Origin of the sequence: Sphingopyxis solisilvae (assembly GCF_015475875.1) — a bacterium.
Taxonomy (GTDB): Bacteria; Pseudomonadota; Alphaproteobacteria; order Sphingomonadales; family Sphingomonadaceae; genus Sphingopyxis; species Sphingopyxis solisilvae.
In genome coordinates, this window is sequence record NZ_JADKYM010000038.1 from 1 (window position 1) to 14,531 (window position 14,531).

At 66.0% G+C, this 14,531-nt stretch carries 15 protein-coding genes and 1 pseudogene; 7 read left to right on the top strand and 9 right to left on the bottom strand.

Annotated elements, in window-relative coordinates:
• Positions 1–263: 263 nt before the first annotated feature.
• Positions 264–1,760, top strand: coding sequence for a CpaF family protein (locus IR187_RS16190; protein ID WP_194955609.1), 1,497 nt, complete (start codon positions 264–266; stop codon positions 1,758–1,760).
• Between the two features lie 26 nt (positions 1,761–1,786).
• Here IR187_RS16190 and IR187_RS16195 read toward each other — a convergent pair whose 3' ends face one another.
• Both IR187_RS16195 and IR187_RS16200 read right to left on the bottom strand, forming a co-directional pair.
• A complete protein-coding gene (locus IR187_RS16195) occupies positions 1,787–2,545 on the bottom strand; it encodes an SDR family NAD(P)-dependent oxidoreductase (RefSeq protein ID WP_194955610.1) in 759 nt (252 codons plus the stop codon).
• An 80-nt stretch (positions 2,546–2,625) separates the two neighbouring features.
• Positions 2,626–2,814, bottom strand: a complete 189-nt coding sequence (locus IR187_RS16200; protein ID WP_194955611.1) for a hypothetical protein — start codon at positions 2,812–2,814, stop codon at positions 2,626–2,628.
• A gap of 57 nt (positions 2,815–2,871) precedes the next feature.
• Here IR187_RS16200 and IR187_RS16205 point away from each other — a divergent pair, with 57 nt between their 5' ends.
• Positions 2,872–3,699 carry a class I SAM-dependent methyltransferase gene (locus tag IR187_RS16205; RefSeq protein WP_194955612.1) on the top strand — a complete coding sequence of 276 codons (828 nt, stop codon included), beginning with the start codon at positions 2,872–2,874 and terminating at the stop codon, positions 3,697–3,699.
• On the top strand, positions 3,696–4,466 hold the full coding sequence (aat, locus tag IR187_RS16210) for a leucyl/phenylalanyl-tRNA--protein transferase (RefSeq protein WP_194955622.1): 771 nt from the start codon (positions 3,696–3,698) through the stop codon (positions 4,464–4,466). Before IR187_RS16205 ends, aat begins: the two co-directional genes overlap by 4 nt.
• A 35-nt stretch (positions 4,467–4,501) precedes the next feature.
• On the opposite strand, the pseudogene IR187_RS16215 reads toward aat, so the two are convergent.
• From IR187_RS16215 to IR187_RS16230, 4 genes and pseudogenes are all read right to left on the bottom strand, one after another.
• Positions 4,502–4,903, bottom strand: a pseudogene (locus IR187_RS16215) (DUF2155 domain-containing protein); the annotation flags it as partial.
• Positions 4,903–5,286: an NADH:ubiquinone oxidoreductase subunit NDUFA12 gene (locus IR187_RS16220; RefSeq protein WP_194955613.1), complete on the bottom strand. Its 384-nt coding sequence runs from the start codon at positions 5,284–5,286 to the stop codon at positions 4,903–4,905. The gene IR187_RS16220 and the pseudogene IR187_RS16215, both read right to left, overlap by 1 nt.
• A 60-nt stretch (positions 5,287–5,346) precedes the next feature.
• Positions 5,347–5,808, bottom strand: a complete 462-nt coding sequence (locus IR187_RS16225; RefSeq protein ID WP_194955614.1) for a DUF192 domain-containing protein — start codon at positions 5,806–5,808, stop codon at positions 5,347–5,349.
• A gap of 37 nt (positions 5,809–5,845) precedes the next feature.
• A complete protein-coding gene (locus tag IR187_RS16230; RefSeq protein WP_228766005.1) occupies positions 5,846–6,508 on the bottom strand; it encodes a regulatory protein RecX in 663 nt (220 codons plus the stop codon).
• An 88-nt stretch (positions 6,509–6,596) separates the two neighbouring features.
• Between IR187_RS16230 and IR187_RS16235 the strand changes: the two genes are divergently transcribed.
• The 3 genes from IR187_RS16235 (at position 6,597) to IR187_RS16245 (ending at position 11,565) form a co-directional block, all read left to right on the top strand.
• Positions 6,597–8,348: a fatty acyl-AMP ligase gene (locus IR187_RS16235; RefSeq protein ID WP_194955615.1), complete on the top strand. Its 1,752-nt coding sequence runs from the start codon at positions 6,597–6,599 to the stop codon at positions 8,346–8,348.
• A 122-nt stretch (positions 8,349–8,470) separates the two neighbouring features.
• A complete protein-coding gene (locus IR187_RS16240; protein ID WP_194955616.1) occupies positions 8,471–10,825 on the top strand; it encodes a putative bifunctional diguanylate cyclase/phosphodiesterase in 2,355 nt (784 codons plus the stop codon).
• A 164-nt stretch (positions 10,826–10,989) separates the two neighbouring features.
• Positions 10,990–11,565 carry a CHAP domain-containing protein gene (locus IR187_RS16245; protein ID WP_194955617.1) on the top strand — a complete coding sequence of 192 codons (576 nt, stop codon included), beginning with the start codon at positions 10,990–10,992 and terminating at the stop codon, positions 11,563–11,565.
• A gap of 111 nt (positions 11,566–11,676) precedes the next feature.
• Here the strand turns inward: IR187_RS16245 and IR187_RS16250 are convergent, their stop codons facing one another.
• The 3 genes from IR187_RS16250 to IR187_RS16260 all read right to left on the bottom strand — a co-directional run bounded on the left by IR187_RS16250 (position 11,677) and on the right by IR187_RS16260 (position 13,561).
• Complete coding sequence (locus IR187_RS16250) at positions 11,677–11,970, bottom strand: DUF3297 family protein (protein ID WP_194955618.1); 294 nt, start codon at positions 11,968–11,970, stop codon at positions 11,677–11,679.
• Between the two features lie 116 nt (positions 11,971–12,086).
• Positions 12,087–12,548 (bottom strand): hemerythrin domain-containing protein, encoded by a 462-nt coding sequence (locus IR187_RS16255; RefSeq protein ID WP_194955619.1) that lies wholly within the window; start codon positions 12,546–12,548, stop codon positions 12,087–12,089.
• Between the two features lie 128 nt (positions 12,549–12,676).
• The gene (locus tag IR187_RS16260; protein ID WP_194955620.1) at positions 12,677–13,561 is read right to left on the bottom strand and encodes a helix-turn-helix domain-containing protein; all 885 of its coding nucleotides are present in this window, start codon (positions 13,559–13,561) and stop codon (positions 12,677–12,679) included.
• A gap of 156 nt (positions 13,562–13,717) precedes the next feature.
• On the opposite strand from IR187_RS16260, the gene IR187_RS16265 reads away from it, so the two are divergent.
• Positions 13,718–14,491, top strand: a complete 774-nt coding sequence (locus IR187_RS16265) for an SDR family oxidoreductase (RefSeq protein WP_194955621.1) — start codon at positions 13,718–13,720, stop codon at positions 14,489–14,491.
• Positions 14,492–14,531 lie beyond the last annotated feature (40 nt).

The following is a 14,531-nucleotide window of genomic DNA, read 5'->3' on the forward strand; positions in this document are numbered from 1 at the left end:
GCAGAGATCGCAGAGGGGAAGCACACTCTCCTCTGCGATCTCTGCGCCTCTGCGCGAATTTTATAAAACGCTGCGTTTCGACCGAAACTAGCCGTCGCCCCCGCCCAAAGCAAACACTGGCACACCACTAAACCCGCCCGTCGCATTCGCCCGCGCGCATTAGGACAATGTCAAAGTTTCCACTTTATTCACCCTGTCCGATGGGGGTGCATCCGCGGCCGCGGACCACGCCCAAAGGAATTTGGAAGAGCAGGACAAAGCGAATGAGTGCATTCGGACGCCGACCCGGAACCGCTGGCCGCCCCGCCTTTGGCGTGGCGAAGCCGATGCAGGGTGGATCGGGCGTGCCCGGCGGCGCGCAATTCCCGCCGATCGACACCCCGCCCGCGATCGACATCCCGCAGATGCCGTCGAACCTGTCGCCCGAAGAAGAGGCGATGGAACGGCTGAACCAGCGCTCGACCGCCGAGGCGATGGAGCCCGAAAAGGCGCAAGGGTTTGAGGCGAGCGTCCACAAGATCAAGGAACAGGTGCTGCCGCGCCTGCTCGAACGCGTCGATCCCGAAGCCGCGGCGACGCTGTCGAAGGACGAGCTGACCGAGGAATTCCGCCCGATCATCCTCGAAGTGCTCGCCGAGCTCCGCATCACCCTCAATCGCCGCGAACAATTTGCGCTCGAAAAAGTGCTCGTCGACGAACTGCTCGGCTTCGGCCCGCTCGAGGAATTGCTCGCCGACCCCGATATTTCGGACATCATGGTCAACGGGCCGTACCAGACCTATATCGAAAAAAAGGGCCAGCTGGTCCTCGCGCCGATCCAGTTCCGCGACGAACAGCATCTGTTCCAGATCGCACAGCGCATCTGTAACCTCGTCGGCCGCCGCGTCGACCAGACCACCCCGCTCGCCGACGCCCGTCTGAAGGACGGCAGCCGCGTCAACGTGATTGTGCCGCCGCTGTCGCTGCGCGGCACCGCGATCTCGATTCGTAAGTTCTCGGCCAAGCCGATCACGCTCGACATGCTCTGCCAATGGGGCGCGATGAGCCAGAAAATGTGTACCGCGCTCAAGATCGCGGGCGCCAGCCGTTTCAACATCGTCATCTCGGGCGGCACGGGTTCGGGTAAAACCACCATGCTCAACGCGCTGTCGAAAATGATCGACCCCGGCGAACGGGTTTTGACCATCGAGGACGCCGCCGAACTTCGCCTGCAACAGCCGCACTGGCTGCCGCTCGAAACGCGCCCCGCGAACCTCGAGGGCAATGGCGCGATCCATATGGGCGACCTTGTCAAGAACGCGCTGCGTATGCGTCCCGACCGCATCATCATGGGCGAAGTTCGCGGCGCCGAATGTTTCGACCTGCTCGCCGCGATGAACACCGGCCACGACGGATCAATGTGTACGCTCCACAGTAACTCACCGCGCGAATGCCTGGGCCGTATGGAAAACATGGTGCTGATGGGCGACATCAAGATCCCGAAGGAAGCGATCTCGAAACAGATCGCCGATTCGGTCGACCTGATCGTCCAGATCAAGCGCCTGCGCGACGGCTCGCGCCGCGTCACCAACGTCACCGAAGTGATCGGCATGGAAGGCGACGTCATCGTCACCCAGGAACTGTTCAAGTTCGAATATCTGGACGAGGACAAGGACGGCAAGATCGTCGGCGAATATCGCGCGATGGGGCTGCGGCCGTACACCTTGGAAAAGGCACGGCAGTACGGGTTCGACCAGCCGTATCTGGAAGCGTGTCTCTGACCCCAACCCGCCCGTGCGGCAACGGGTCAGCCAAATAAGCCGCCTTCGTCGGCATCAAGGATGATATCGAGCGATATGTGACGCGGGCGCGTGATCGCGAACAGCACCGCCTCGACGACATCGCGCGTGGTCGCACGTTCGCCCTTCGTCCGGGTGGCAGCGGCATCCCAACTTTCATCGGTCGGCAGCGCATCGTCCAGATAGGGCGGATGAACGATCATCGACCGTATACCGCTTCCGCGCAGGCGCTGGCGCAGCCCCTCGGCAATCGCCGTCTGTCCGCGCTTCGCCGCGTAGAAGGGAACCGCCGCGCTGTGCAGCGGCGCGTTGGGCAGGCCGCTGATCGACCCGATCGTCACCACATCGGGCGCCTTTGACCTGCCAAGCAACGGGAGCAGCCGGTCGGTCAACAGGAAGGTGCCCGTAATCGCCGCATTCACGGTAGCCAGAACCTGCGCCGCCGACGCAGGCGTTTCGCTCGCATCCAGCCACATCGCGCCGTTGTTGACGAGCAGGTCAACAGGGATCGCCAGGGACTCGATCTGCCCGGCCGCTTGCTCGATGCTCGCCGGGTCCGACAGATCGAGCAGGATGACCGGTGCATCCAGCCCTGTCCGTTCACTGATCGCTGCCCGCACCGAGAGCAACGCCGCCTCGCCGCGGCCGCACAGAATGGGCCGTATCCCCATATCCGCGAACCGAATCGCCAGCGCGGCGCCAAGGCCGCGGCCGGCTCCGCTGATGACGGCGCTACGACCGCTCAGGTCCGGCAAATTTTCCAGCATGAATTCAAACCTTCAACGACGATGCTCGACGGCCCGCCGAGATATTGCGGAACGGGCGCTTTTCAAGCTTGCGCGAAAGATCATCGCCCCCCCAACCAGAAAGCCGTCGCCAACAGCGCTACCCCCGCCGATGCCAACGCGATCCCGCGCCATGGCATGAACCCCACCTTGTCGACATCGCGCCGGTTGTTGCGGCGCCAGCTCGCAACCTCCGCGACGCCGAACAGCGCCGCTGCGCCAATCGCTACCGACAGCATCGACACTTGCATTGACGCGCGCACCTTCGCAAACAGGGGCCAGTCCCCCCCAAGAGAGAGGTTGCCCATATGCGTTCGTTGATCCTGGTTGCAAGTACCGCGCTTGCCCTCGCCATCCCCGCCGCTGCCTTTGCCGATCCTCACGCCGGTCATGCCGCGCACAAGGGGCATGACGCGATCGCCGCCGCCGTTGCCGCGCCGAACCGCACCCCCGCCAACACGGCTCGCGACAAATATCGCAATCCCGCCGCAACGCTCGCCTTCTTCGGGGTCAAACCCGGCGACACGGTCGTCGAGCTGTGGCCCGGCGGCGGCTGGTACACCGAAATCCTGGCGCCCCTCGCCAAAGCGGGCGGCGGCACGCTCTATGCCGCGGCGCCGTGGGAGCGCGGGCTCAATCGCATCAAGGAATGGCAGGGCGCGAACGCCGACGTCTATGGCGGCATCAAGCTCGCCGAATTTCCCCATGCCGGGACCAACCCCAAAGTCCCCGACGGCAGCGCCGACGTCGTGCTGACCTTTCGCAACGTCCACAACTGGCGCTTTGGCGGCGCCGACAACACCGCGAATGCGTTCAAGCAGATTTTCGCGATGCTGAAACCCGGCGGCACATTGGGCGTCGTCGAGCACCGGTTGAACGAAAGCGACGACGCCGCGAAGGAAGAAAAATCGGGCTATATGAAGGAAAGCTCGATCATCGCCTTTGCCGAGGCGGCGGGGTTCAAGCTCGCGGAAAAGAGCGAGATCAACGCCAATCCCAAAGACACCAAGGATTATGAAAAGGGCGTGTGGACGCTGCCCCCGAACCTGCGCGAGGGCGACACCGACCGCGAAAAATATCTCGCGATCGGCGAATCGGACCGCATGACGCTGAAATTTGTGAAGCCCGCGTCCTGACCACGGCGCAGGCGATCGACCCTGCGCTGCTGCTCAGCGCCTATGCGCAGGGGATTTTCCCGATGGCCGACGGGGCGGACGACCCGTCGGTCCATTGGGTCGAACCGCGGCTGCGCGCGATCCTGCCGCTCGATGGTTTTCATCTGTCGCGCAGCCTGAAAAAGCTGATCCTGTCCGACCGCTTCCGCGTCACCACCGACACCGCCTTTGCGGATATCGTCGCCTTATGCGCGGCGCCGGCCGACGACCGACCCACGACGTGGATCAATCCGGTCATCCGCGCCAGTTACGACCAGCTGTTCCGCATCGGCCATGCGCACAGCGTCGAATGCTGGCACGGCGACGCGCTCGTCGGCGGGCTATACGGGGTGACGCTCGGCCGTGCTTTCTTCGGCGAATCGATGGTCAGCCGCGCGCGCGATGCGTCGAAGGTCGCGCTGGCGCACCTCGTCGCGCGGCTGATCGCGGGCGGCTGGAAATTGCTCGATTGCCAGTTCATCACCCCGCACCTTGCCAGCTTGGGCGCGATCGAAATCCGCCAAGCCGACTATCTGGCACGGCTCTATTCGGTGTTGGCGGGCGGCGATGGCGCCGCAGCGGGCGCGGGCGCGGCGGGCGTATCGCCGCCTTCGCCGCCGTTCGTTGCCGGCGACTGGGGGGCGCTCGACGCCTTCGGCGCCGCCGCCGCACCCGATTTCGTCGCCGCGGGGGCGACCGGCTCGCCGCCGGGATATGTCATCGCGCAGCTTTTGACGAATACGTCATAGATCGGGTGCTGGATGATGTTGCGGTCGGGGCGTTCGCGAAAAATCCACCCCGAAAAGACGCGGCGCCATTTGTCGTCGCGCTGGTCCTGCACCGTCAGCTGGACGAAGGCGCCGGTTTCGGGCGGATCTTCCCACGGTGCGGTTTGCTCGCACGCGCGCAGCCGGACGATCGCCCGCCCGACGCGCGCCGATTCGCCGGGCTTCATTTCGAGTTCGCGGACCAGCCCGTTGCGCTTGTTGAGCAGGCCGAGCACCGCGACGCGCTGTTCCATCGGGGTTGCCCCCTCGATGCCGCCGACTTCCTGCGGCACGCCGTCGGACTTCGCGATGGTCTGGACGGTCGCGCTGCCATTGCCCTGCGACGGCGTCCGGTCGCATGCGGCCAGTCCGCTAGCTGCCAGCAGCGCAACCAGTGCGGTCGTCGTCCGCCGCGACATTATTCGCCGGGCCGCCAGGCCTCGTAATCGCCGGTCGCCGCGGCTCGCTGACCACCGCGTTCGAGCGCACCGGCGGGGCGATAGGCACCGGTGCTGCCGGTCAGGTTCGGCGTCGGCGCCTGTTCCCACGCGCGCGGCGCGGGCAGCACATCACCGGGCAGTTCGTCAAAGGTGCGGTGCAGCCAGCCGTGCCATTCGGGCGGCACCCGGCTGGCGTCGTTCGATCCGTTGTAGATCACCCAGCGGCGGTCGCCCTTGCGGGCGCGGAAATAGCGGTTGCCGAGGCTGTCCTCGCCGACCTTTTCGCCGTTTTTCCAGCTGTTCAGCAATGTGCCGACGGTCGCGCCGTCCCACCAGGTAAAAATCTTGCCAAGGATGCTCATGGCGAGGCGTTTACAGGCAAGGGTGCGCCGTCTGCAAGCCGCAAACCGCGCGGCATACCGCTATTTCCCATCTTTCCACGTCACCTTCGCCGTCTCGTCGATGCCCAGCCGCGCCGCAGTGCCGCCCGACAGTTCCAGCACCGCGCTGACCTCGCCGCCGCTGACCACCGGTTCGAGCGATTCGGGGATGGTGTTTTCGGCGATCCGGTCGATGCTGCCGTCGCCGCGGATGAAGATGATGTCGAGCGGGATCAGCGTGTTCTTCATCCAGAAACTGCCGATCCGCGGCTTTTCAAACGGAAACAACATGCCACCGTCGGCGGGCAGGCTGGTACGGAACATCAGCCCCCTGTCCTGTTCGGCGTCGGTGCGCGCGACCTCGACGTTGAAGACATGCGCCTTGCCCGCCATCGTGACGGTCACCGGAATGGTCGCCGCGCGCTCGGCCTCGTTCGGGTCCCCGGCGCATCCCGCGATCGGCACGGCAAGACTGAGGGCAAGGGCGGTAAAAATGGCGCGCATCGGCATATCCTGATCGGCAAATGTCGGGACGCCCGCCCTAATCCACCCCCGCTTCCTCGTCCAGCGCCGCCAGCGCCGCTTCGTCCCCCGGCGCGATGGCGAGCAGGCGCCGCGCCACCGCCATGTTGTGCCCCGCGCGCAGAAACGCGGCGATCTGCCGCTCGCGCAGCTTCGGATCGTCCAGCGCGGCGGTCCCGAACGGCCCGAACCGCCGCCGCCGCGCAAAGCCGACCGCCGATGCCAGCGCCGCCGCTTCGGCGGTCTCGATCGCCTCGCCGCTGTCACCTTCGGCGATGCCGTCGACATACAGCTGCGCCTTGACCCGCCGCACCCCCAATCCGCGCCGCGTCATCGCGCCCGCGCGCATTGCCGCATATTGGCGGTCGTCGAGATAGCGCAGCTTTTCCATGCGGTCGGCGGTCGCATCGCACGCCGCCAAGGCGTCGGTTTCGTCCGCCCAATCGGATTCGCGAACTTTCCGAGACAGATAGCGCAGCAGCTTGGCGCGGCTGGTCGCGAATCGGGCGACATAGGCCAGCGCCAGCGCGTCGAGTCGCGCCGCGTCCAACGGTTTCCTGGTCCGGTCGGATGGAGCGCGGCGCTTGACCATGCCATGTTTATGCCACAGTCGGGCCTGATTGAGAACGATCAGCGCCGCCATATCGGGCAATATAGCCCGAAAACGGGCGAATTGTTCCAACTGCCAAGGGATCGCGCAAGGCACCATGACACGCAAAGATGACATGCTTGTTGCCGCGCGGCCCGTTTCGCGGGAAGTCGCACCCTTTATGACCGATACCAACGCCGCCGCGGCGGGCGAATTGACGCCGACGCCGACCGAATGCGCGCTGCCGCGCCGTTTTTCCGATTTCGCCACCGTGGGCGAAGCGCTCGATTATGCCGCCAGCGGCACGCGCGGGCTCAACTTTCACGATCCGCGCGGCAAGCTGGTGCGCCCCTATCCGTACCGCGAGCTGCGCGACGACGCCGTCCGGACCGCCCATCGGCTGATCGGCGCGGGGGTAAAGCCCGGCGACCGCATCGCGCTGATCGCCGAAACCGGCGCCGAATTCGCCGCGCTGTTCTTTGGCACCATCTATGCCGGGGCGTGGCCGGTGCCGCTGCCGCTGCCGACCAGCTTCGGCGGGCGCGATTCCTATGTCGGCCAGCTGGTCGTCCAGCTGTCGAGCTGTGATCCGACGATGCTGTTCTTCCCGCCCGAAATCGCCGCAATGGCGGTCGAGGCCGCCGAACAGCAGAATGTCGCGCCGATGGACTGGACCGAATTCGCCGCCAGACCGGCCCCGGTGACCGATCTGCCCGAGCAAAAAACGGACGAAACCTGCTATCTCCAGTACAGCAGCGGCTCAACGCGTTTCCCGCACGGCGTCGCGGTGACCCACGCCGCGCTGCTCAACAACCTCGCCGCGCACAGCCATGGCATGGAAGTGCGGGACAGCGACCGCTGCGTGTCGTGGCTGCCCTGGTATCACGATATGGGGCTCGTCGGCTGCCTGCTCTCGCCGGTCGCCAACCAGGTGTCGGTCGACTATCTCAAGACCGAAGATTTTGCGCGCCGCCCGCTCGCCTGGCTCGACCTGATCAGCCGCAACTCCGGCACGACGCTCAGCTATTCGCCGACCTTTGGCTACGACATCTGCGCGCGCCGCGTGTCGAGCCAGACGCATGTCGCCGACCGCTTTGACCTGTCGCGCTGGCGCGTCGCGGGCAATGGCGCCGACATGATCCGCCCCGACGTGATGCAAAGCTTTGTCGATGCCTTTGCCGACGCGGGATTCAGCGCCAGCGCCTTCCTGCCCAGCTACGGCCTCGCCGAAGCGACCCTCGCGGTCAGCATCATGCCACCGGGCGAGGGCATCGTCGTCGAATTGGTCGAGGAAACCGAATTGTCGGGCGCCGCCAATGACGCAGGCCGCCCGACGCGGTACCGTGCCATCGTCAACTGCGGCCGCGCCGCGCGCGACATGGTGATCGAGGTGCGCGACGAAATGGGCAATGTCCTGCCCGACCAGACCGTCGGCAAAGTGTGGTGCAGCGGCCCGTCGCTGATGACCGGCTATTTCCGCGACCCCGAAGCGACCGCCGCCTGCTTGGTCGACGGCTGGCTCGACACCGGCGATATGGGATATTTGTCAGACGGTTACATCTATATCGTCGGCCGCGCCAAGGACATGATCATCATCAACGGCAAGAACCACTGGCCGCAGGACATCGAATGGGCGGTCGAACAATTGCCGGGCTTCAAATCGGGCGACATCGCGGCCTTTGCGATCACCGCGCCGGGGGGTGAGGAAACCCCCGCGGTGCTCGTCCAGTGCCGCACCAGCGACGAAGCCGAACGAATTGCGCTGCGCGAGACGATTCGCGACCGCGTTCGCGCGATCACCGGCATGAACTGCCTGATCGAGCTGATCCCGCCGCGCACCCTGCCGCGCACCAGTTCGGGCAAGCTCAGCCGGTCAAAGGCGCGGGCGCAATATCTGGCCGGGGAAATCCAGCCCTTTGCCATGGCCGCCTGAGTTGACGAGCCGCACAAGCCGCTGACCTTGCACGCAAAACTCTGTCCCGCAAGCGGACAAAAAAGGCACAAAATGAAAGCGCCAGTTACCTTCGGGTAACACCCCGCCGCTAAACGGGGCGGGTGAAGAATTCGTCGACCGACCAGTTTGCTGCCGAAGAGACTCCTGCGCGGACCCTGTTGGGGCTGGGACCGCGCGATGCGGATGTCGGCGACCTCCACCAGCTCCAGCTGGCACCGCTGCGCGGCCGCGGATCGCTGCGGCTGGCGATGGGGATCGGCATGGCGCTCGTCGCCGCATTCACGATGGTCGTCGGAACGCCGCTGTCGGTTGTCGTTGGCTGGCTGGGCGCGGCGCTGCTTTTCAGCCTGTGGTCGTACAGCCGGTTTCGCAGCCTGCCGCTGGGCGATCCCCAATCATCTGGCATCGCCGAATACCGGATGTGCAACCGCCACGCGCTTTATTCGGCGATGGTGTGGGCGGCGCCATTCTGGCTGCATGGCCTGTCGCCGCCGCTCGACCACGCCCTGTCGATGTGGACGATCGCGGTGCTGATGATGGTCACGCTGGCCATCGTCGCGCACAGCATCCCGATGGCTTGCATCCTGTTTATCGCGCCGGTCAGCCTGTCGGCCGCCGCGGCGCTGGTACGCGCCGACGCGCCGCAACTGGCGGCGGTGGCACTGATGGCGGGCGTCCTGCTATCGGCTTTTTGCGTCCGCTTTGCCCAAAGTCATATCCGCTACCGCCGCGCCGAAGAGACGCTGCACGAAAAGTCCGAAACGGTCAGCCTGCTGCTGCGCGAGTTCGAGGAAACGTCGGCCGACTGGTTGTGGCAGACCGACAACAACCGCCGCCTGGTCCATGTCTCGCCGCGCCTGGCCTTTGCCCTCGGCGCCAGCGCCGACGCGCTCGAGGGCGTGCCGCTGCTGCAGGCCTTGTCGGGCGATGCGTGGGAAACCGGGCTGTTTCCCAAGAGCCTGCACGAAATGGCCGAGCGGATGAAGCGGCGCGAGAGCTTTTCCAACCTGATCGTCCCAGTCACGATCGGCGGCGCACCGCGCTGGTGGGAATTGTCGGCGTCGCCGCGCCTCGACGAGGCGGGCAAGTTCCTGGGTTTTCGTGGCGTCGGTTCGGACGTCACCGAACAGCGCGCGACCGCCGAACAGATTGCGCGCATGGCGCGGTTCGACAATCTGACCGGCCTGCCCAACCGGCTCAGCCTGAACGAGGATCTGGCGCGCGCGCTGTCGCATGCCATCGATGCCAAAACGCGCTGCGCGATGCTGATGATCGACCTTGATCGCTTCAAGGCAGTCAACGACACCCTCGGCCATCCGGTCGGTGACAAATTGCTGGCGCAGGTCGCGGCGCGGCTGAAAGGACTGATGGAACGCGGCATGACCTGCGGCCGCCTCGGCGGCGACGAATTCGCGGTGATCCTGCATAATGTTCCGTCGGCCGAAGCGGCCGAAGAATTGGCCCGCCGGCTCATCAACACGATCAGCCGCCCCTATGTGGTCGACAATCACCAATTGTTCGTCGGCGCCAGCATCGGTTACGCGATCGGGCCGCAGGACGGCGCGACGGTCGAAACATTGACCCGCAACGCCGACCTTGCGCTCTATAAGTCCAAGGATCGCGGCGGCAATGTCGTCGCCGGCTATGTCGCATCGCTCCACGCGCAGGCCGAGGAACGGCGGGTGATGGAACAGGAATTGCGCGGCGCGCTCGAACGCCGCGAGTTCGAACTTTATTACCAGCCGGTGGTGACCGCCGCCGACGGCACATTGAACGGGTTCGAGGCGCTGATCCGCTGGAATAACCAGAAGCTCGGCAATGTGTCGCCCGGACGTTTCATCCCGCTGGCCGAGGATGCGCGGCTGATTTCGCCGATCGGCGAATGGGTGCTGCGCACCGCGTGCCACGAGGCTATGAAATGGCCGTCGAACCTGAAGGTCGCGATCAACGTGTCGGCCGACCAGCTGACCGATCCCAATTTCGCCTCGGTCGTCGTGTCGGCACTCGCGCAGAGCGGCCTCCCGCCGCAGCGGCTGGAGATCGAAGTCACCGAAAGCGTCTTCCTGCGCGACGGGGGCGGTGCGGCGCAATTGCTCGACCAGCTGATCGGGCTGGGCATCCGCCTGTCGCTCGACGATTTCGGCACCGGCTATTCGTCGCTCGGCTATCTGCGCAAGACGCAGTTCTCGACGATCAAGGTCGACCGCAGCTTCGTCGTGGGCGCCGCCAAGGGCAGCATCGAATCGATCGCAATCATTCGCGCCGTCGTCGCGCTCGCCGACAGCCTGGGCATGTCGACCACCGCCGAGGGCGCCGAGACCGAGCTTGAGGTCGAAACGCTGCGCAGCATGGGATGCAGCAATATCCAAGGCTATTATTACGGTCGCCCGATGCCCGCCCCCGACGTGCTGGCACTGTTCCGTCCTGCCGATTCGGGCACCAGCGCCGCCGCCTAACGGCGACCAGCCGACGCCCTTGCACGACGAATCGATCAGCTTAACAAAAGGTTCCCCCGCTCACCGCACGCACCGCGCAATTCGTCGCGCGGCGGGTGGTGGCGCGCAGTGATCGTGGCAAAGACACTGCAACGCTTGAACACAAGCATTGGGGGTCGCCTTTCATGCTCTATCGTCGCTTTCTGGCTGCCGTCATCGCGTCCGTCATGACGGTCACCGGCCTGCTCGTCAGCACCCCCGCCGCAGCGCAGAGCTATCTGCAATGCGTTCCCTTCGCTCGCGCCGAATCGGGCATCGACATTCGCGGCAATGCCAAAACCTGGTGGGCGCAAGCCGCGAGCGACTATGCCCGCGGCAACGAACCGCGCGAGGGCGCGGTTATGGCGTTCGCCGGCACCCGCGGCATGCCGATGGGCCATGTCGCGGTGGTCAAAAAGATCGTCAGCGACCGCGAAATCCGCATCGACCACGCCAACTGGTCGCCGATCAACGGCCGTCGCGGCCAGATCGAGCGAGATGTCCGCGTCGTCGATGTCAGCGATGCCGGCGACTGGAGTATGGTCCGCGTGTGGTACGCCCCGATCGGCGACCTCGGCTTGCGACCCAATCCGGTGCAGGGTTTCATCTACGCCGACGGCGCCCCGAACAAGGCGCCCAGCTTCAAGGCGCCGGTATGGGCGCAGAACGACTGGAAGCCCGGCAACGGCCTGGAAATCGTCGCCGCGTCGCTGGGCCAGTAAGGCTCGACCAGGTTTCTTAAGAACGGCGTCATTGCGAGCGCAGCGAAACAATCCAGTGCGGCTTACGCAAACTCTGGATTGCTTCGCTGCGCTCGCAATGACGAATGAAAGTTAGGCTTCGTCGCCCGCATCCTTGACCGCGTCGCCGTCACCCTCACCGGCAGCCGCCACATCCTCGAACCACGCCTCGACCTCGCCTGACAGCTTGATCGTCATCGGCTGGCCGAACCGGTCCTTCGACTTGCCCGCGGCGACGCGGATCCAGCCTTCGGAGATCGAATATTCCTCGACGTCGGTGCGTTCCTTCCCCTTGAAACGGATGCCGATGCCGCGTTGCAACACCGCCATGTCGAAATGGGGCGAGCGCGGATTGGTCGACATGCGGTCGGGCGGCGTATCGGTCATGAACTTGTTTCCCAAAAAATGATGGCGCGGCCCTAGCGGGACCGCGCCACCATCGTCAATGGCCAGACTGGGCGGCGAAAGCCCGCGCAGACCGCAGCGCGGCGATTACCCCCTTTTCAGCGGGATTGCCGGGCTGCGACACCGCGGTCGGGCGCCAGCCGCGCCGGCGAGACATGATCGAGCTTTTCAGCGGCAGGATACAGCTCGCCATTCTCGCGCTCGATCCTTATCGCCAGCACGTCGAGCACCGCGGTCGTGTCGCGGCAGAAACCCGGCCAGTCCCCGGCGATCCGCTCGGCGGTCCATGCCGTGTCGTAGCGCATGAACTCGTCGGCGATATGACCCATTTCGCGGACGAATTCGTTGGCCAGCAAGACCACCTCGGGATTGCCGCTCGCCTTCAGCCGCGGATAGAGGATCCAGTCCTCGCATTTCAGGTGGCGGAGCAGCGTGTCGCGCAGCATGCCGCGCACCGATGCGAGTTCGGTCGGTCGCGGCGGCTTTGGCGCGCGGACCAGGTCGGTCAACAGGCGCGACAGCGTCGACAGTGCAGCATGTTCGGCGCGCAACCGGCGCATTTCGGGACCGATGGGCAATGTCCAGCCTCTCTATTTGGTCCCTTCCCGCCCGCGATAACGCCGGGGCGTGAAAAGAAGGTGAACGCATATTAGCCATTGTTCGCTGGCGCGGCGCGGATCGCGGTGCGCTAGTCCGTTTTGGCGCCGCGCTCCGTTGATATCGCGCGCCAGCGGGACGGCGCCGCCCCGAACCGCCGGGCAAAGGCGGTCGCGAAATGGCTGGGCGTCGCAAAGCCGGTCGCCAGCGCGATCTCGGTCACCGGCGCCGCGCCCGCGCGCAGCATCCGTGCCGCCGCGTCGAGCCGCGCGCGCAGCACATATTGCCACGGTGTCACGCCAAAGGCTTGGCGGAACGCCGCGGTAAAGCGCCGCACGTCCATGCCGACAAGCGCGGCAAGCGTGTCGAGGCTGTGCTGCGCGTCGGGCTCGTCGCGAATCGCCGCGACCAGCCGCGCGCGCTGCGACGCCGTCAGCGTGCCGTCCCCTGCCGCCTGATCGCCCGCGCCATAACGCGCACGAAGATGCAGGTGCAGCGCGTCGGCGATCGCATGCGCCGCCATGTCGGCCAGGTCGCTCGCCGGGGCGCGCAGCAATTCGGCCAGCCGCGCCGCCGATCCGAACAGGAAATCGTCGCGGTGGCGCACTCTTGCCGCGATCGGTGCATCGCCGACCAGCGCGGTCGGCACGCGCAGCTCGACGAACTCGGCCTCGCCGCCCTCGGCCAGCGCGGCGTAACGGCACGCCGCGGGGATCATCCAGATATCGCCGCGCGCCGGCTGCACCGGTCCCGACGGCCCGACCGCAAATTCGCACGTCATGCGCGCGATCCGCCCGCGCAGGTGGACGACGATCGTGTGGTGCGTTTCCTCGAACGTCCAGTCGGTCGCGCGGTCGAGCCGTTCGGTCGCCGCGACGACCCCCAGCGGGCCGATCCGCCGTTCGTGCCGCGCGACCAGCGCCCGCGGCCGCAGCGGCCGGATGCCGTCCCACAGCTGTACCGTCTGCCCGCTCAATCGCCCTCCGCATCGCCGCGCCCGACTCATCCGCCGGATCGCGCAAGCTGCGCCGGAATTGGAAAGCGGGCAAGCCGAAAGCGCCCTAATGCCAGGTCGATCGCGCCGCGGCCCCCGCCGCGGCGTCCCTCCCACCGTCACACAGGAGACCAGCATATGACGGATCACAGCATCAAGGGCAAAGTCGCACTCATCGCGGGCGGCGGCAAAAATCTGGGCGGCCTTGTCGCCCGCGACCTCGCCGCGCACGGCGCAAAGGCCGTCGCGGTGCACTACAACAGCCCTGCCTCCGCCGCCGAGACCGAGGACACGCTCGCCGCGATCCGCGCCGCGGGCGCCGAGGCGGTCGCCTTTCAGGCCGACCTCACCTCGGCAGGGGCGATGGAAAAGCTGTTCGCCGACACCGTCGCCGCGGTCGGCCGCCCCGACATCGCGATCAACACCGTCGGCAAGGTGCTCAAAAAACCCTTCACCGACATCAGCGAGGCCGAATATGACGACATGACCGCGGTGAACAGCAAGACCGCCTTTTTCTTTCTGAAAGAGGCGGGCCGACACCTTAACGACAATGGCAAGATCTGCACCCTCGTCACCTCGCTGCTCGGCGCCTACACGCCCTTTTACGCCGCCTATGCGGGGACCAAGGCGCCGGTCGAGCATTTCACCCGCGCCGCGTCGAAGGAGTTCGGCCAGCGCGGCATTTCGGTGACCGCGATCGGGCCGGGGCCGATGGACACCCCTTTCTTTTACCCCGCCGAGGGCGAGGAGGCGGTCGCCTATCACAAGACCGCTGCGGCGCTGTCGCCCTTCACCCCCACCGGCCTGACGCATATCGAGGATATCGTGCCATGGATCCGCATGCTGGTGTCGGAAGGCTGGTGGATGACCGGCCAGACGATCCTGGTCAACGGCGGCTACACGACCAAGTGACCCCTCCCCCCGGCGGGGGGGGCGGGGCGCCCCGGCGGCC